This window comes from Sphingomonas sp. NFR15 (assembly GCF_900103265.1).
Taxonomy (GTDB): domain Bacteria; phylum Pseudomonadota; class Alphaproteobacteria; order Sphingomonadales; family Sphingomonadaceae; genus Sphingomonas; species Sphingomonas pollutisoli.
This window is the reverse complement of sequence record NZ_FMWX01000003.1, coordinates 220,366-238,312: the sequence shown is the minus strand read 5'-3', so window position 1 is coordinate 238,312 and position 17,947 is coordinate 220,366. Positions and strand designations below refer to the sequence as shown.

17 protein-coding genes are annotated in these 17,947 nt (G+C 63.3%); 6 read left to right on the top strand and 11 right to left on the bottom strand.

Annotated elements, in window-relative coordinates; all coding sequences use genetic code 11:
* Together BLS81_RS09190 and BLS81_RS09185 are read left to right on the top strand one after the other, a co-directional pair.
* Positions 1–702 carry a lasso peptide biosynthesis B2 protein gene (locus tag BLS81_RS09190; RefSeq protein ID WP_093223272.1) on the top strand — a complete coding sequence of 234 codons (702 nt, stop codon included), beginning with the start codon at positions 1–3 and terminating at the stop codon, positions 700–702.
* Positions 702–2,444, top strand: coding sequence for an asparagine synthase-related protein (locus BLS81_RS09185; protein ID WP_093223271.1), 1,743 nt, complete (start codon positions 702–704; stop codon positions 2,442–2,444). The genes BLS81_RS09190 and BLS81_RS09185 overlap by 1 nt, the downstream gene beginning before the upstream one ends.
* Here the strand turns inward: BLS81_RS09185 and BLS81_RS09180 are convergent.
* The 6 genes from BLS81_RS09180 to BLS81_RS20750 all read right to left on the bottom strand — a co-directional run bounded on the left by BLS81_RS09180 (position 2,432) and on the right by BLS81_RS20750 (position 10,283).
* Positions 2,432–4,549: an Atxe2 family lasso peptide isopeptidase gene (locus BLS81_RS09180; protein ID WP_093223270.1), complete on the bottom strand. Its 2,118-nt coding sequence runs from the start codon at positions 4,547–4,549 to the stop codon at positions 2,432–2,434. The genes BLS81_RS09185 and BLS81_RS09180 overlap by 13 nt on opposite strands.
* A gap of 3 nt (positions 4,550–4,552) precedes the next feature.
* A complete protein-coding gene (locus tag BLS81_RS09175; protein WP_176787106.1) occupies positions 4,553–6,955 on the bottom strand; it encodes a TonB-dependent receptor plug domain-containing protein in 2,403 nt (800 codons plus the stop codon).
* Between the two features lie 255 nt (positions 6,956–7,210).
* Entirely contained in the window at positions 7,211–8,197 is a 987-nt protein-coding gene (locus BLS81_RS09170; RefSeq protein ID WP_176787105.1) for a FecR family protein, read from the bottom strand.
* Positions 8,194–8,910, bottom strand: coding sequence for an RNA polymerase sigma factor (locus BLS81_RS09165; RefSeq protein ID WP_256326158.1), 717 nt, complete (start codon positions 8,908–8,910; stop codon positions 8,194–8,196). The genes BLS81_RS09170 and BLS81_RS09165 overlap by 4 nt, the downstream gene beginning before the upstream one ends.
* Positions 8,911–9,441: 531 nt before the next feature.
* Positions 9,442–9,942 (bottom strand): lytic transglycosylase domain-containing protein, encoded by a 501-nt coding sequence (locus BLS81_RS09160; RefSeq protein WP_256326157.1) that lies wholly within the window; start codon positions 9,940–9,942, stop codon positions 9,442–9,444.
* Positions 9,930–10,283 carry a hypothetical protein gene (locus BLS81_RS20750; protein ID WP_176787104.1) on the bottom strand — a complete coding sequence of 118 codons (354 nt, stop codon included), beginning with the start codon at positions 10,281–10,283 and terminating at the stop codon, positions 9,930–9,932. Before BLS81_RS20750 ends, BLS81_RS09160 begins: the two co-directional genes overlap by 13 nt.
* A 327-nt stretch (positions 10,284–10,610) precedes the next feature.
* Here BLS81_RS20750 and BLS81_RS20745 point away from each other — a divergent pair, with 327 nt between their 5' ends.
* The gene (locus BLS81_RS20745) at positions 10,611–11,240 is read left to right on the top strand and encodes a lipase family protein (RefSeq protein ID WP_176787103.1); all 630 of its coding nucleotides are present in this window, start codon (positions 10,611–10,613) and stop codon (positions 11,238–11,240) included.
* Positions 11,241–11,322: 82 nt separating this feature from the next.
* On the top strand, positions 11,323–11,835 hold the full coding sequence (locus BLS81_RS09150) for a hypothetical protein (RefSeq protein ID WP_093223262.1): 513 nt from the start codon (positions 11,323–11,325) through the stop codon (positions 11,833–11,835).
* 54 nt (positions 11,836–11,889) lie between these two features.
* Here the strand turns inward: BLS81_RS09150 and BLS81_RS09145 are convergent, their stop codons facing one another.
* The 4 genes from BLS81_RS09145 to BLS81_RS20740 all read right to left on the bottom strand — a co-directional run bounded on the left by BLS81_RS09145 (position 11,890) and on the right by BLS81_RS20740 (position 15,112).
* On the bottom strand, positions 11,890–12,363 hold the full coding sequence (locus tag BLS81_RS09145) for a Crp/Fnr family transcriptional regulator (protein ID WP_143023335.1): 474 nt from the start codon (positions 12,361–12,363) through the stop codon (positions 11,890–11,892).
* 44 nt (positions 12,364–12,407) lie between these two features.
* Positions 12,408–13,733 (bottom strand): sensor histidine kinase, encoded by a 1,326-nt coding sequence (locus tag BLS81_RS09140; RefSeq protein ID WP_218123116.1) that lies wholly within the window; start codon positions 13,731–13,733, stop codon positions 12,408–12,410.
* Entirely contained in the window at positions 13,730–14,395 is a 666-nt protein-coding gene (locus tag BLS81_RS09135; RefSeq protein WP_218123115.1) for a response regulator transcription factor, read from the bottom strand. The genes BLS81_RS09140 and BLS81_RS09135 overlap by 4 nt, the downstream gene beginning before the upstream one ends.
* Before the next feature lie 99 nt (positions 14,396–14,494).
* Positions 14,495–15,112: a porin family protein gene (locus BLS81_RS20740; RefSeq protein ID WP_176787102.1), complete on the bottom strand. Its 618-nt coding sequence runs from the start codon at positions 15,110–15,112 to the stop codon at positions 14,495–14,497.
* Positions 15,113–15,331: 219 nt separating this feature from the next.
* Between BLS81_RS20740 and BLS81_RS09125 the strand changes: the two genes are divergently transcribed.
* Together BLS81_RS09125 and BLS81_RS09120 are read left to right on the top strand one after the other, a co-directional pair.
* On the top strand, positions 15,332–16,135 hold the full coding sequence (locus BLS81_RS09125) for a helix-turn-helix domain-containing protein (RefSeq protein ID WP_176787101.1): 804 nt from the start codon (positions 15,332–15,334) through the stop codon (positions 16,133–16,135).
* Positions 16,075–17,184, top strand: a complete 1,110-nt coding sequence (locus BLS81_RS09120) for a serine hydrolase domain-containing protein (protein WP_218123114.1) — start codon at positions 16,075–16,077, stop codon at positions 17,182–17,184. The genes BLS81_RS09125 and BLS81_RS09120 overlap by 61 nt, the downstream gene beginning before the upstream one ends.
* Before the next feature lie 25 nt (positions 17,185–17,209).
* Here the strand turns inward: BLS81_RS09120 and BLS81_RS09115 are convergent, their stop codons facing one another.
* The gene (locus BLS81_RS09115; protein ID WP_093223256.1) at positions 17,210–17,941 is read right to left on the bottom strand and encodes an SIMPL domain-containing protein; all 732 of its coding nucleotides are present in this window, start codon (positions 17,939–17,941) and stop codon (positions 17,210–17,212) included.
* Between the last annotated feature and the right edge of the window lie 6 nt (positions 17,942–17,947).

The following is a 17,947-nucleotide window of genomic DNA, read 5'->3' as shown; positions in this document are numbered from 1 at the left end:
ATGGCGCGCGGCGCGAGCCGCGCGCCGTTTCACATGGCGGTGCCTTATGGATTGCGCGCGGGCGTTTCGTTTTGCGAGGTTGCCGGTCGCCTGCTCTTCCTCGACGTCGTGACCGACCGGTATTTCGCACTCGAAAATGAGAGCGAGCGTGCCTTGCGACGATTGATCGCTCAAAAACAACTGGACGCCGACGCGCTTGCGCGTGTCGAAGCCCTCGCGCGGCGCGGCCTCCTTGAGGTAATGAGCGCTTCGGACCACACCGTCGCGCCCTGCGCGCCGCCGCCGGTTCCGGTCTCAAGTTTTCTCGACCGGCACGGTCAGAACGCGAGCCGAACGATGACACTGCTGGCGATAGCGTCGGCGGTTGCCAGCGTCCGACGCCTGAAACGCCGCCCGCTGCGCGTGAACCTCGCAGCTGCGGTTGCTGACCGCACGGGTGCGGCGAGCACGGACGAGGCAGCGCTGTCGCACATCGCAGCGGCTTTCGCGCGGGCCGGCCATCTGGTCTCGACGCATGATCGCTGTCTCGCGCAGTCACTGGCGGTGATGCGCATGATATCGGCGCGGGGTCTTTGGGCGCAGCTCGTGATCGGCGTCATGACCGGCCCGTTTGCCGCGCATTGCTGGGTTCAGAGCGGATCGCTGCTGATCAACGACCGAGTCGATCGCGTCCGCAGCTATACGCCGATCCTGGTGGTCTGATGCGCAAGCGCTATCTCGCGCTCTACCGACCGGGCGGCCTCCTCGATCACGACCGGCCGCGTCTGGACGCCCTGCTCGCCGATCACGCGCTGCGATGCTGCTATGATGATGCAGCCCTGCTGATCGTGGCAGACCCAGCGCTGCCGATTCACGCCCACACCACCGGCGTGATCCTTGGCACGTTCCATGATCGCGGTTCAGCCACGCCACGAATCCCGCTCAGCGCTGAGGAGCAGCACGCGATTGCCGTCAGCGCGGGCCTCGAGCTCGCACGAAACTTTTGGGGAGACTATGTCGCGCTGCTCGCGCCGGACCCTGATCACCTCGCGATCGTGCGTGCGCCGTTCGGCGATCTTGGCTGCCTGCACCTATTCGACGGCGACCTCTGGCTGATCGCCTCCGACGCGGCGTTGCTGCGACACGTCAGCCGCCGGAACATCACGATCGATCGCGGCGCGGTCGCGCGCAGCCTTGGGCGCGGCGATCTGATGACGGCAGAGACCTGCCTTGTCGGTGTTGACGAGGTCCGTGGCGGCACGCGCCACGATCTCGCGCGCACCGGAACATGGGTCTTGAGCGCGCTGTGGTCGCCTTGGCCGTTTGCCCGCCACCCAGTCTATGATCCAGCGACCGCACACCGCGCGCTCCGCGAGGCGATACGTTGCGCGGTCAGCGCTGCCGTCTCCGGGCACGATCCCGTGCTCGTCATGCTTTCCGGCGGTCTCGACTCGTCGATCGTGACGGCAGCCGTTGCGGCCCTCCCCGTCACGGCGCAGAGCATCACCTTGTTTCCGGGGGATGCCGCCGGCGACGAGCGCGATTACGCCCGACTCGTCGCGCGGCACTGCGGTGTCGCGCTTGAGGAACGCACCCTCGACGCCGGGTCGGTCGATATCACGGCGTCTTCCGCCGCATCGCTACCGCGTCCAGCGAGCCGGAGCTTTTTCCAGGCAGTCGAACACGGCATCGCCGCTGCGGCGGCATCGCACGGTGCGCGCGTCATCGTCGATGGCGGCGGCGGCGATAATCTCTTCTGTTCGCATCGCTCGGTCGCCGCCGTCGCAGACAGCCTGCTCACTGCCGATTTCGGGAAAAAGCTCTGGTCGACGGCAGTATCGCTGGCGGACCTTGCCGAGACCAGTGTGCCAAAGGTGCTTGCACATGCGATCCGCCGAGCCTGGTTTCGTCCGCGCGGGGTCAGCCCGCCGATCGACACATCGCTGCTGAGTGCGGACGCCGCGAGCATGGCCCGCGCTCAGCTCGATCATCCCTGGCTGACAACCCCCAGTGACGCTCTGCCTGGAAAAGCCGTGCATATCTGGTTGCTGGCAGTGGCGCAGGCGCTGGTTGAATCCTCCTATCCGCCTGAGGGACCGCTGCGGGTCTCACCGCTAATGTCGCAACCGGTTGCGGAAGCGTGCCTGCGCATCCCGAGCGCGCTGTGGTTTGCGCCGGGCCTCAACCGGGCAGCGGCGCGCGCCGCCTTCGCGGCCGATCTGCCCGCCGAGACGATCAACCGCCGTTCCAAGGCGCTGCCCAACCATTTCGCGACGACCCTTATCGAACGCTACCGAGCGCAGTTTCGGGCGATGCTGCTGGATGGCTACCTTGCCCAAAGCGGTCTGATCGATGTCGAGGCGGTGCGAGTCTCCCTCGACGATCACGCTCCGGCGCGCAGCTACGATTTCACGAGACTACTCCGGCTCGGCGATGTCGAAGCTTGGACGCGTCACTGGTCTTGACTCGCCCCGGCCACTCCACGTGCCTGTCGCATCGCTTGCCAGCGCGCATATTGCGCTGCCTTGGACGGATCGGGATCGACCGTGTCTTGCAGCCAGAAAGCGAACCAGTCGAGGTTGCGCGCGTAGATCGCAGCGCGGTGTTCGGGCTGGCGTTTGACGTGGAATTCGTCCGGGAAGACAAAGACGTCGACCGGCTTCTTGTATTCGGTCAGCGCCTGGTAGGTCTCGAGCGCGCCGATATATTCGCTGTCCGCCAACTGCATCAGCAACGGCGTGTCGGTCGTGGCGCCGCTGACGACGAACGAGTTCGGTCGCCAGAAATCAGGATCGTCACGGGTGATGCCGGGAAAACCCATCTTGCGCAGATACTCCGAAAACGCCGGACCCGAATTCACGAGCATCGACCGAGGTTCGTAGCAGCAACTGCTGACCGCTGCCGCGGCGAAGCGGTGACTGTTGATCATGGCGAACTCCACGGTCGATGCACCGTCACTCAGTCCGGAAATGCCGATACGCGTTGGATCCACTGTGCCGGTGGCGATCGCCGCATCGATTTCGGCAAGGAGCGAGGAGAGCAGGCTGCGGCGCTCGCCCCAGTCCTTGAACGTGATGGCGTTGAGCTCGAACGCCGATTTGGCGTTGGGATAAGCGGTCGCGACGCGGGGCGGGATTTCGAAACTCAGGACTGCAAACCCGCGCGCCGCGAACAGATGGATCGGATACTCATCGCCAGTGCCGCCGCGCAGGAAACCATCGCTATGATATTGCACGATCACGAGCGGGAGCCGGGTTCCCGGAGTGTAGTGCGGCGGCAGGACGAGATCGGCCCAGCTGTCGAGCCCGAGCGTGTTGCGGGCGAACAGGCGCCGCACCTTTCCCAATGCAATGTTGGCAAAGTCGGGATTGGGATCGAACAGGTCGCGAGCGTGGCCGTGCACGAGATCGAAGACCGCGACCCGGCGCGGCGTCGTCGCGTTCTCGCGCGTGCAGACAAGACCGATCTGCGCAATCGCGCAATCCTGGATGTCGTCTGCCGATGTGAAGATCTTGGTCGGCGCGTGTCCGGGCACGACGCGATAGAGCACCATGAAGGCCTTGTTCGGCCCTTCACGACGCAGAACGTATAGCGCTGCGCTATCGCTGCTCCACCACATCCCGGTGATGCCGCCCGAGCACCAGTCGGCATGACAGGGCTGTTTTCTGCCGGCCGGATCGATCACCGTCAGCGCAAGCGGTGCCAGCAAGGAGGTCCCCTGGCGCTCGGCGATCGCGCGCCAGCCGTCCTTGCCGATCGCCGGTGCGGCAATTGCGAGCCCATTGTCGGCAGCGGCCGGAAACGTAGCCGCTTGCGATGCGCTGGCGGGATGAACACTGCCATCCGCAAGCGTAACGGTGAAGATCGCGCGCGGCAGGTCGCCCGCGATCAACGGCCGAGCGCCAATCTGCGGCTGGACCCGTGCATCGTAATGCCAGCCCGATTTGCCCTCGATGGCGACCGCTGCTTGTGCGGCAGGAATGCCGGGCTGCGTCGCATAGAACAGGTGCTGGCCGTCCGCGCTCCACTGAAAGGCCGAGATATCCGACGTCGAATGGGTGACGGCCCGGGCGGTGCCGTGATCGACCGGCGCGACCCAGAGCTGAGTTACTCCGCCGTCGCGGCGAAGATAGGCAAGCGCGCGTCCGTCCGGTGACCAAACCGGGATGATCGCCTTGTGCTCGCCGGTCGGCACGGAATAGCCGCGCAGGACGGTGAGCGCCGGAATCAACTCGCCGCCCTGATCGAGCGCATGTGGTCGTGCGCCGGGGACCAAATCCATGACGAACATGCCAAGACAGTGACCGTTGGTCGCGAGGTCGGCCCGGACGAGCGAGAAGGCGATCCTGCGGCGATCGGGAGAAAGCGCCAGACGCGGATGCTGTCCGAAATTCGACGCTTCCCCGTCGCCAATGTCGCGAAGCTCGATAAGGTCGCGCACCGTCACGGCGCGCTTGGCGGCACTCTTCGCCGGAGGCTGCGTCAACAGGGTGTCACACGCGGCCTTGGCTTGGTTTGGCAAGCCAGCCATCGTCACCGCCATCAATATGGCTTTCAGAAAATGCCGCATCGCTCAGATCCTCTTGCTGATCGAAAGACTGATCAGGCGCCCGACCGGCGAGTAGTTGGTCGAGTCGTAGGGAGTGTCGGTCTGCGAACTGGTTGCGATCACGCTGGGTTGGGCGTTGAACAGATTGGCGACCGATACGCTGACATCGATGCCGCGCAGCACCGCGGGGCCGGTCGCGATGTGGTAGGTCGCGGAGACATCGACGCTGGTGAGACCCTCGACCGCGACCGGTGTGACGGTGCGCGCATCAAGGACACCGCCAGCGTAGTTGATCGTCGATGCGAGCGTCATATCGCCTGCCGTCCAGGCAATGCTCCCCTGCCCGCGCCAATGCGGCGGACTGAAGATTCGTCCGGCAAGCGGAATGACCGGTTGAGTGGTGCTGATCTGTCGCGCACTGTCGAGATAGCTGACGTCGAGCGACACCTTGAGGCTCTGATCTTGCGCCACTTTGCTGCGGTATTCAGCGAGGATATCCAGCCCTCGTGCGGTCTGGTGCCCGGCATTGACGTTACCGTTGTCGACGATCGCGATGATATTCGCAGGATTGTACGGTACGCCGCTGGCATTGAGGAACGTGCCCGCACCGGCGATGATCGCAGCTTGCACCGCCGCGCTCGGCGCGCGCGTGATCTGATCCGCATAGATCGGGTTGACCAACCCTTGCGACAGGAACGAGATCGGCGCGACGATCCGGTTGCTGTAATCGACATTGAAATAGCTGAACTCGAGCCGGCTTCCCGCAAGTGCGCGCGGATGGAAAGCCAGCGTTGCCGACCAGGTCGTCGCCCGCTCTGGCTTGAGCGCCGGGTTGCCGCCGATCACGAGCAGAATAGCCGACCCAGCCGGATACCCGGTTCCGCCAGCATAGGTCGGCGGAAAGACGACGACGTTGCGGGGTTGATATTGCTGGTACAGCGTCGGTGCGCGGAACGATTGGCCCCAGCTGCCCTTGATGTCGAAATCGGGGGTTGGCGCGTAGACCACCCCGAACTTCGGCGTGGCGACCGCACCGATACCAGGGTAGCGTTCATAACGAACCGCACCGGTAGCGGTAATCCGATCGACCATCGGCAAGCCTTGCGCCGGCCCGATGATCGGCACGTCGAGCTCGCCATAGGCATAATAGCTGTCCTGGACGTGCTTCGCATTGACCGTCGCGCCGTTGAGGGCGAACCGCTCGAAACCGATCGTGCGGTAGCCGGCTCCAATTGCGATGCGCGCATCTCCGCCTGGAAGCGTGAACAGCGACCCGTCACCGCCGAGTTCGGCGGCGCGCTCGGTGTTGCGGTAGAAACCCCTGCCGGTAACCGAGCAAGCGGCGAGCGCACAGGAGGTCTGAGCATAATCGACTCGCTCCTGACCGATCACACCGGAGAGGCTGATCCGCCAGTTGCCGGGCAATGCCAGCTTGAAGGAGGGCGCGATCGCGTAGGACTGATCCTTCAATGCCGTCGCGGCCCGACCGAGCTTGAGGTCGCCGTTGGCGACGGTCGGAAAGATCGTGTCGCTCCAATGGATGTGATAGAGCGCATCGATGTCGAAGGTCAGCGTATCGCTCAGCGCCTGCTCACCGACGAGGATCGCACTGTGATGCCGAAGTGCCGGAAACAGGGTTAGGCCCGGACGCTTGCTCGCCGCATAAGAGCGTTGATCGGAGCGGATTTCGCTGTTGCTGCCATATTCGTACGAGCCGGTGATCGAGCCGCCGGTCCAGTGCGTGCCGGCGGTCGCCCAATATTGTTGCTGGAAGTCACCGCCGTCGGTCGCACCTGCAATTCGGGTGCCGATCAAAGCCCCGTCTAAACGCTTGCGCAGGATGATGTTGGCGACGCCCGCGACGGCATCGGAGCCGTAGAGCGCGGAGGCGCCGTCGGGCACGATGTCGAGCCGCTCGACCGCACCGAGCGGGATCGCCGACACATCGATGCTTTGCGATGAAGCCGAGAACGCCAAGCGATGACCGTCAAGCAGCGTCAGCGTCGCGTCGCTGCCGAGACCCCGCAGATTGATCGACGACCCGCCGCCGACATCGAACCCGCTATTGGCGGGCACGTTGATGCCCACGCCTGGATTTTGGCCGCCACCAAAATTCTGCGGAATGCTGCGAACGGCGTCGCCGAGATCGTATTTGCCCTGATCGCGAAAATCAGTAGCCGTGCGGGTGATGACGGGAGAGGCAACCGTACCACCCCGAATTCGGCTACCCGTCACCACGACATCCTGGTCTTCGGTTTGCGCGTCGGATTCGATGACGAAGCCGCCTGCGACCGCTCGGCTGCGCAACCCCGATCCCGCGAGCGCGGCGGCGATGGCATCCCGCGTCTTGAACGCGCCCTCGACCGCCGCACCCGACGTATCGGACAGCAGCTCCGCAGGCGCGACGATTGCGCGTCCGGACGCCACCGAGATGGCCCGTAAGGTTTCCGCGAGCGGCTGGGCCGGAAGACGATAGACTTGGTGATCGGCGCTTCGTGCAAACGCTGGTGACGTGCCCGTCGCAGCGTAGAACCCGACCGACGCTGCCGCTAGAATCGCCGTAACCCGAAACTTCCCCATCTCGACGTCCCCTTGACGATGCGCAAAAACGCCACCGTTCGCGGGGGTTGACGCCCGAGGCGCGCAAAACCCTGGGAATTTATTTCAGGGAAATGTCACCAGTCACGCGCGGGAAAGGCGCCACCTGTTCTCAGCGTTCTTCGTCAGGACAAGTTTGAACGTCGTCGCCAGCAGCTTGGCCAAGGTAGCGGTGTCGGTTGCCTGGAAGGTCCCGGTAAAGCGAAGCGTGCCAAGCCCCTCATCGTCGGCAAGCACAATCCTGGCGGCGGCGTAGCGATTGGCCCGCGCCAGAACATCGGCGAGCGGCGCATTCTCAAAGGTCAACATGCCGGAGGGCCATTGCGTATCAGACGCCGCAATCCGACCGCGGCGAAGGACATTGTTTGATACCGAGGCCATTTGCCCCGCCATGAGCAGCACCGGCTGCAACGGCGCAGCGGCCGTGCTGCTCCCGACCTGAAGCACACCACGAAGCGGAGAAACGACCACGTCGCCGCGGGAAAGATCGACATCGAAGGTCGTGCCGGTCGCGGTGACGATCGTCGGTCCGGCCGCTACGACGAAAGCGCGGTGCCCGCCCGGTTCGACCTCAAAGCGGGCGCGTCCGCGCTCGAGAAACACGCGCCGCTCGCTCTCGCTGAAGGCGAGACGAATCGCGCTGTCGGTGTCGAGCGTAAGCCGGGTTCCATCGGGCAGCCGCAGCGTCTGGATCTGACCGACGCTGCTTGCATAAGCCGCAGGAATAAGCGGCAGCCCGGAACCGCCAAACTGGTGCGCACCAACCCCGATCATCGCGAGGAGGAGCGCGCCAACCAGCGCCAAGCGCGCATATCGCCAGCGATCCGTTCTGGACACGGACGCGAAGAATGGCCGCCGCCCCTGCCCGACGGGGGTCTGCGCGATCCGGGCGGTTTCGTCCCAGGTTCTCAGAACATCGTCATAGGCGTCGGCATGACGCGAATCCGCCGCGTACCAATCTTCGAAAGCGGCGCGGTACTTGTCGGTTGCGTCCGAATGGATGCGTTTGAACCACTCCAGCGCCTCTCGCTCGGTGCGTTCGAGTGGTGCCGCCTGCCTGGACCGGATCACCGCGGCCCCTTTCGGGCGCGATGCAGGTGCGAAATGGCGTTGGACATATGCCATTCGACCGTCTTGACGCTCAAGCCCATTCGCTCCGCGATATCCGCGTAGGTTGCTCCGTCGAGTCGGTGCGCCATGAAGATCTCACGTGTCTTTGGTTTCAGGCGCAGCATAGCGGTTTGTAGCCGATTTAACATGTCCCGGGCTTCGAGCGCGGCGACCATGTCGGTGACCGGCGGAACCTGATCGTTGACCTGCGTCGACGATATCACCGATCGATCGAACGCTGCCCGTGCGCGGTCGCGCAGGAGGTTCGTCGCAACTTGCGAGAGGAAGGCCTCGGGTCGATCGATGGGTTCGACGCGGCGTTGATCCGCGCTCGCCAGCCGGACGAAGGCGTCGTGCAGCAGATCATTGGCGTCCTGCCGGTCCGCCCGGCTCGCGAAGAAGCGCAAGAGCCCGGATCGCTGGGCGCGATACAGCTTCTCCAACGCAAGCCCGGACGCGGGCCGCCGATCATCGAGCGGCGGCAGAGGATCGCCTTCCGCCACCCGGTTCAGCGCCTCATCAACGAGCATGTCGAAGCTCACCGGCATCGATGAACGGCCGATTTGCGGTCGGCGTGATCCGACCAAGATGCACCAAGCCGCATCAGCATAGACGCTCCGCAACGCTGCGAGGCGTTCCCGGTTGAGCCGGGAGTTGAGACCATGCTTGAACATGTGCCCACGCTTTTAGCCGCAAGCGGCCTGGACATGTGCGTGGGCCACCCGGCCGAGCGAAGCGCAGCGGTGACTGGCATCAAGCGAGGGTCTCAAGCCTCGGCGCCACCCTCGTGGCGCAATGAGCAGAGTAATACGGTCAGCATGCAATGCAAGTCGGGACTCAGAGTAAGCATCCGATAGCGGCCCCAGGTACCCGACCTGGGTAGTGCCCGTGGCTGGTGAAGGAACACCAATCCTCAGCAGGGGCCGAGGATGATCAGGCTGCCACTACTGGCAGGCTGATGCGCGGGTTATCGCTCAGCGATCGAGGGTGGGATCAACAAGCTCAAACTCATCAAGCGTCAAATGTACGGCCGAGCAGGGCTCGACCTTTTCCGCGCCCGCGTCATGGCCTGATGCCTGCACCGAGATTGCGGAAGAACCCCGTTTCGAGCAAAATTACAGTGCCGTTGACATCAATAGGGAAACACCAGCTAGCCCGATAGACACATGATTTATCTCGGACGCGTAAGGCCACCTCCTCACAGATCAAAAGCTGCTCACCGCCGAGATCAGGCGTGGAGCCGATGCGATCGTGACCTTGCTAACCGTGCCGAACCCGGACCCATTGCGCAACGCGAGGTGAAGACGCGGCCTGCTCAAGATCCGCGCAACATACGCCTGCGTCTCTCGAAAAGGCGGTAGCCCGCGATATTCGCGGATGCGCTGCGGCCCGGCATTATACGCACCAAGCGCCGAATCGTAGCGCGCGAACGCATCGATCTGCGCCCTGAGATAGCGCGCGCCCGCGCGCAAATTCTCAGCCGCGTCCCACACGTTCGACACGTGCAGATCGCGCGCCGTTTGCGGCATCAGTTGCGACATCCCTGCCGCACCCTTCGGACTCACCACAAACGGTCGATATTGGCTCTCCTGGAGGATCAGCGCGTCATACAGCTCGAGCGGCACACCGGCTTCGCACGCCGCTGCCGCCATCGAAGAGAAATATGCTGACCGCCGCGCCTCGACCGCGCTGCTCAACCCCGGCAACGGCCGATAGATAATCGGCCCGCATGTCGTCGAAACCGGCGCACTGCCGGAATTGCTGCGAAAACCTGCGACGATCCCCCGCGCCGCATCCAGGCCGGGACCGAAAGGCGATCCGTCGGATAGCTCGTGACCCCGTTTATCGGATTAGCACCTGGCACATCGACCGTTGCCGGCGTCGCCTCCGATTCGGTTGACGTCGGCGATGCGTCACCTGCCGTCGCTTCGGCCTCGCCCGGCGAAGCACTTCTCGGCGCGGCAAACGACAGAACTTGCGTCTCACGCGCATGTGCGACGCTCGCCACACAGGACAGCATCAGAATCGCGGCCGTCATCAGTTTCATTTTCCGTCTCCGATCGCGTTGCGATTGGGAGCCGGTCTGGATTTCGCAGGACGTCGAATATCAAAGGGCGTGACCGCGAGCAACTCCACTGCCGCGAAGCAACCCGTGCAGCGCGTCGCCAGGACCTTGTATGAACCATCGGTCTCGACGACAATATTCGCAGAATTGCGGGCGGGGAGTGTTATGGGAATTGGTCGGGTAGCCATTGTATTAGTATTTCTGTCGCTAACCTCTTGTGTTCATATCACAAAGGCCAAATGTGATCCGGGGGTAATTGCAGATACATGCACGCTTGCGACTTCGAATGATTCGTACCTGTTCGCTCAAATGGCGAACAATGCTTACGGGAAGGACGAATTCATGATTTCGCCGCGCTATCGCGTCGAGCCACATGGCAACGATGATATCAGTTTCGCGTACAACGCCTACTTTGATGGCGAGAAGCCTTCAAGGATTATCATTGCATATCGCGGCACTGACTCTCAACGCGACATCCGCACCGGCAGCTTATCTCCGCGTCAGATTGACCGCGGCTTAGACGTGTACGACGATTTGCGCTCGCGTTATCCGAACGCAGAATTCGTCGTTACCGGCCACTCTCTCGGAGGGGCTATTGCGCTTTCAGTTTCGCACTGCCGCGTAGATGTAACAACCTATGTTTTCGATACATCAACGTTGTATCGGAAATGCCGTAATTTCGAGGACGGCAACGACGATCGTAGGTTCTCCATAGTCGAGCGTGGCGAAATCCTAAAAATTTTGCGTATGCCGACGAAAAAAAGCAATCAAATTTATACATCCATAAACTGTCGTCGTGCTTTCCGTCCGGTTGACGATCATTCTATCAGGCAGCTCGCTGAATGTTTGACACAATACGCAGCCGTGACGAATGCAGACGCTCGTGCTTCGCTAAGCGCGAATGGTTTGCCTTTCGAGTACGGCGAATCAGCGGAATAGGTATCGCGAGGCCAGCATGAGAAGGAAGCCGCGTGATCGGGTAGATTGCGACCGGACGGGTTCTGGCTCAGGATCGCACGCAATGTGGGCGATCACCTGTCTTGGTCTTGCGCTGGCGAGCGTGTCAGCAAGCGCCTCCCAGCCCACGGGTAAAACCTTCGGGCCGTGGCATGTGGTCAGCATTTCCAGTTTGTCGGGGACAGAAGGCAATGATGCTTCCGTTGTTCTGACCCAGGGTGAAGAGCCGAACACGCTGCAAGCACGCTGGACCGATGGTGGTCCTGTCGTCGTCTCGATCAACATCGAGAAATGCTCGGGTGAGAACGATTTCGAGGCGGTCTACTCTGTCGAGGTCGCTCGGTGGCTGCGCCTATCGCAACGCGAGGTTCAGAAGCGGTTGCGGTCCGATATGACGACGTGGCTTGACCAAGCGCGGCTCGCATGCCGTTCACCCGCAGTGGTGACAGCTTTCAAAATGACTGACCTGGATCGAGCCGCGATGGATTTTACCGAACGTCTGAAATACTTCGCGGGCGACCGCTCGGTCCCGGCTCTCGTCCACCGCCATCGTCGTAAGTCCGTCAGCCTACATTGACAAACACGAATCGAAGACGATTCAAGCTGCCTCCTTCAATCTGCCGAAATAGTGCTAGCCAACAACATCTCGCAGATGACGATGCAGTACCTCCATGAAGTTGGGCGTGCGTTCGACAGTTTGGCTGTCATGCTCCTCCGGGCGCCGAAGATAGGCGAGGTGCTCAGAGGCTGAGCGTTCGAGCTCTTCGGCAAGATGTTTATCTTGATCGATCAGCGCCAGAAGGTCTCCTCGGGCCAATATAAAGAGGAGCCCTGCGGTCGCGGCGCGGGCGGTATAGGGGCGGGCCTCGCCAGCGATCAGTCCAATGTCGCCGATCGCTTCGCCCGGCCCGGCGCGCCGAAGTATCTCCGATGCTGCGTCCCCTGCATCTTCGCAGATATCGATGACCCCCGCCGCTACCACGACGAGTTCGTCGGCATCAGATCCTTTGGCGAACACGAGGTCCCCTTCACGCAGCATGCGCCGCTGAAGGCTGCCTGCCAGCATCGCACGATGCTCGGCGGAAAGACCGGCGAAGATCGGCAACTCGGCCGGATGTGCAGGGATGCGTGAGGTAGACAGCGCCGAGCTTATCGTTTGACGAATTCCAGCCGCATGATCGTCCCGCCATTCGGCGCATCGTGCGCCTCGACGCGGCCACGATGACGATCCATGATCTGTCGGACCAGACTGAGGCCCAAGCCAGCCCCGGTCTGACGCGCGCGGAGCCGATGAAACGGCTCAAAAACCCGCTCCCGTTCCTCCTCGGGAATGCCAGGGCCGTCGTCCTCCACCTCCATCACCGAACCATCGACATGGATTGTGACCATGCGTCCGCCGTGCTCGATCGCGTTCTGGACCAGATTCGCGAGAACGCGCTCCATGGCGGGCGCATCGCCGAGCACGGAACCGTTCCGCACCACGACCACGGCCAGTTCACCCCCGCTGGCGATGACCAGTGGCGCGAGGTCGCCGATGACCCGTCGCGCGAGCGATGCAAGATCGACAGGCGCCATAGGCGCGCCCCGATCAGCGCGCTGGATGTCCAGGAGCTGTTCGGTCAGCGTCGCCAGCCGAGCCACTTCGCGGCTCAAGGCGTGCGCGACGACCGGTGCGTCGGCCGCCTCGATCTTGGCCTGAAGAATCGCGATCGGGGTGCGCAGTTCGTGCGCGGCATCCGCGATGAAGCGCTGGTGCCTCTCGTATCCCTGATCGAGGCGCTCAAGTGCGCCGTTCACAGCGAGAACCAGCGGCACGACCTCTGACGGGATGTCCGAGACCGGCAGCCGCGATCCACGGCGGTCGATGTCGATGCCTTGCGCCTCCTCGGCGATCACGCTCAGGCCGGCCAGCGCGCGGCGCACGATGAAGGGCGTAACCGCGATCGTCACGATCGTTATCAAGCCCAGGATCGGAAGCAGCAGGAGGTTCGACAACAGCAGGACCATGAATGTGGCACTGAACGTGTCCCCTTTGCCCAAAACCGTGAACTCGCCAGCCGGACCCGAGATGTTCCAAAGCACCACAAGCGGGATACGGCTTGGCGTCGCCCCGTCGGAGAAAACCGGTTTTCCCGCCTCGAAATAGCGGCCAAATTCGCGATATGCAGCGGGAACGCTGCCAGTACCGACAATTTCACCCCGGCCGCTGCGCGCCATGAACCAGAAATCCGGGGCGGCTCGACGCATTTCCGACAGTTCCCGCGTTTCCTCGATGCGCAATCTGCCGTCGGGGGAGCGATGGATCGCGGTCGCCGCGACGCTCGCAAATTTCGGCGTCATCAGGATGCCGCCGTCATCGGCGCGGCTCAGCCAAATGGCGAAAACGATGGCGAGGACGAACGGAATCCCCAGCTGGAATGCGAGAAGCCGGACGATCAGTCGCCGCTTGAGCGATTTCGGCCTGGTGGCGATCATGACGTTTGACGAAGCAGATAGCCGACGCCCCGGATCGCATGAATCTCGACCGCACCTCCCGCTTCGGACAGGCGTTTGCGCAGTCGCGACACATGCGAATCGAGCGTGTTGGACTGGATCTCGTCGTCGAACCCGTAAACCGCGTCCTCAAGGGCACTGCGCGGAACCGTGCGGCCACGTCGCCGCATCAGCGCCGCGAGCACGAGCAACTCGCGCCGGGGAAGGTTCAGGCGCTGGCCGTCGACCGTGGCCTCGTCATTGTTGAGATCGTAGGCAAGATTGCCGAGTTGGACACGTTGGACCGACACGCTGGCGGGGCGACGCCTGACCGCGCGAACCCGCGCGAGCATTTCCTCCATCGCGAACGGCTTCGGCAGATAATCGTCGGCGCCAGTATCGAGACCGGATACCCGATCCGTGACGTCTCCACGGGCACTAATCACGATGATGGGAACGCCCCGATTATCCCGGCGAATGTCCGGGATCAGTGCCAGCCCGTCTCCGTCGGGCAGCGTCCGGTCCAGCAGGATCAGATCGGCGGTTCCCGATCGTGCCGCTTCCCTCGCATCCGCCGCGTTCGCGACGTGGTCGACGACAATGCCTTCGCGCTCGAGGACCGTGCGAAGCGCGGTCGCCATCCCGGCTTCGTCCTCGATCAGCAATATGCGCATTTTTCAGCCCCAAGCCTGGCAATCGGTACGCCGATCCCGGCCGGGCGCGCGTGCGCCCCCGGCCAGTTAGCGCATTATGAAGGGAGAGTCTCAGAATCCGGCCGAAACCCCCAACGAGGCCCGCGATGTCTTCAGGCCATCATGGTAGTTTATCCGGTTGTATTCGGCACGGACAAACAGCCCCGGCGAGACGGCCGTCTCGATTCCTCCGCCGTAGAGAAACCCCTTCTCGGTTGCGCTGGTGTTGAGGTCTTTCGACGCGATCGCACGGAAGTCGGTCTTTTCCCGGACCCGCAGCCAGCTATATCCGACACGGCCGTACAGCAGGACGGTGGGCGCGGCGAGCACGCCAACACGGCCTGAGATGTCCCAGGTCCAGCTTGGCTTGATCGAATAGTCGCCCGTGACGCTGGCGACCGAGAGCGTCTTTCCGCCCCGGCCAATGCCGCCCTCCGCGCCGATCACCATCATAGTGCCGATCTGGGCATCATATCCAACATGGGCCCGGTATCCGATACCACCCTTCTTCCGGTCGATGTCCGATGCAATGCGCGGGAGAGAATATTCGGCCTCCGTCCAGCGGTAGTCGATGTCGGCGCCGACCTTGACCCCGCCGAATGTCGGCGCGTCGTGTACGTCACGCGCCTGCGCACAAGCGATGGCGGGAGCCAGCACCAGCAGACCTGCAACGAGAGAGAAGAGCTTCATCAAGATACCTTTCGATTTGGCCTCGGTTAGGCCGCACGACTGCCTTTCCCTCTTGTCGATTGCCGGAACATTGTGGCGTTGCGGATAATTGAGAGCGTCCCGTTCTCCGGGCGATCGAGACGCCAAGAAACCATATCCGGCGCATTTCATCGGCCCGTATAAGTGGCGAAGTGGTCGAGCGCGTGGCAAGGGCCGCGAATGGTTCTCAGGCGGACAAGGATGGATTTTTGGGGCAGCGGCCCCGAAGGCCGAGAGGCCGGGGGCTTCAGCTTCCACCTGCTGAACGCGAACGCCCCCGAGGAGGAAGTTCAGCGGCATAGCCACGAAGAGGCGCATTTCGTCCTCGTGCTCGCCGGCGGCTATATGTCGTCGGCGGTCGGCGCTCCGCTGGTGTCCGATACGCCCGTCCTGATCTACAATCCGCCGGGGACGACGCATCAGGATCGGTTTCATGGCGGCAAGGGCCGCTTCGTCGCCATCTCTGGCGGCACAGGCCCCGAAGCCGCCGCACTCTGCCTGCGCGATCCTTATGCCCACCGATTGGCTCACGGCATCGCACGCGACATCGACGCAGCGACGCCGTTCAGGCTGGAAGCGAATGCCCTGCAGCTTCACGCCGCCATATCGCCCCTCTCATCCGACGAGGCCCGGTCGGCCCAAGTGCCGCCGAGCTGGCTCAACCGGGCCGTCGAGATGATCTTCACGAGCGATGATCCCGATCTGTCCGTCGCCGCGGTGGCATCGGACGCCGGGGTGCATCCGGTTCATCTTGCCCGCGTATTTCGACGCTTTCTCGGGTGTTCGCCTGGCGAGTATCTGCGCGGACATCGGCTGGAACGCGCAGCGGCGCTGCTCGGGGAGGGTGTCGCCTCGCTCGCCGCGGTCGCGCAATCGGCAGGTTTCGTCGATCAGGCCCATTTGACCCACGCCTTTCGCTCCCGTCTCGGCACCACCCCCGCGCAGTGGCGCAGATCGCGCGATGTTGCGCGGATACAAGACGCGGACGCGGAGACACGCCAGTAAGGCCCTGCATCCAAACAGGAACCTCGCTCGTGATTCACCGTAAAGCCATCGCCATCGCGCTCGGCGCCATCGCCTTATGCGCGGCGTCGGCGCCGTCCCGCACCGATCCCGCACTCGACACTGTCCTGGCGACCTTCGACCACGACCCGCACCCCGATCTGCTCGGGGTGGTGGTGCTTCGCGACGGTCGCATGGTCGGGGAACGCTATTACAATGGCGAGACGGCAGACACGCTTCATGACGTCCGGTCTGCTGGAAAGAGCGTGACGTCACTCCTGGCCGGAATAGCGATCGACCGGGGCAAGATACACGGGGTGGACGATACGATTTCCGCCTATTGGCCCGAATCCAGGGGCAGCGCGATCGGTGATGTTGCCATCAAGGATGTTCTGACGATGCGGTCCGGGCTGGCCGCGTTCGACGAGGATGCTGCATCGCCGGGCAATGAGGACAAGCTCGATGCGGCGCCCGATCCGCTGGCGTTCCTGCTCACCGTTCCCCGTGCCGATCCACCGGGATCACGCTATCGGTACAATTCGCTCACGGCCTACACCGCCGGTGTCGTGGTCGCGAAGGCGACTGGCCGAACGATGGCGGATTTTGCCCGGACCGCGCTGTTCGCACCACTCGACATCCGTCGCTGGCGCTGGGACGCGGATTCGGCAGGCTACACCAAAGGCCAGGGCAATCTGTCTCTCACCGCGCGCAGCTTCGCCGCGATCGGCGAGATGGTACGTGGGGAGGGCCTGTATCGAGGGCGCCGGATCGTCAGCGCCCGCTGGATTCGGGACTCGCTCGCACCAAAGGTCGGCATCGTCAACGACCCCTATGCCGATGGCTATGGATATTTCTGGTATTCGAAGGCCCTGCAGATCGGCGGCAAGCCGGTCGCAGTATCCTTCGCCTCAGGAAATGGCGGGAACAAGATATACGTCATCCCGGCCCGTCGCCTGGTGGTTGCCATCACCTCAAGCGCTTATGGTCACGGCTATGGCCAGAAGCGGTCTGAGGCGATCCTGAGGGCCATCCTGTGGGCGAACCGCTCATAGCTGCGCCGACCTCTCCTCAGTGCGGTTATTTTTTGAGCAGAAAGCGGACCGACAGACGTATGGTCACGTCCTGCTCGCCGGGGATCACCTTCGTGTCGGACGCCGAGGCCGCGCCGGCAATGTTCTCGCGCATCGCAGTGATCGTGATCGGGGCGTTCGCCGCCGGATTTTCCGAGATCGACAGCATGCGGTCGACCCGCAGCCCAGCGATGCGAGCGTAGAGCGCGGCGCGGACATTGGCCTTCGCCACCGCATAGGCGCGTGCCTCGTCGAGCGCCGTCTCGGGCTTTTCGATCAGGAAATTCGGGCCGTCGATCTGATTTGCACCCTCGCGTACGAGCGCATCCAGGAGCGTGCCCGCGCGACCGATATCGCGAAACCGGACCGAGATCGTGTTCGACGCCTGATAGCCGGTGATCACCGGGGGTGTGCTGTCAGCATATCGATATTGCGGCTGGAGCGAGATGTTGGCCGAACGGATGTCGCGGTCGGCCACACCTGCCGCCTTGAGCGCGGCGACGACGCGCTGAACACGGCCGGCATTGTCGGTCAGCGCGGCGGTCGCGGTTGGCGCCTGGGTCACGACGCCGGTGTTGATCGTTACCAGATCCGGCGCACGCGTGGTCCTGCCCTCGGCGACCACCTCCAGAACGGTGCCATCGATCAGCACGGGTGCGGATGAGATTTGGGCGGAAGCGGCGACCGACGCGAGTGTGGCCGTAGCCAGCGCGGCGAGCGAAGAGATGGGCAAGCGCATTCTGGG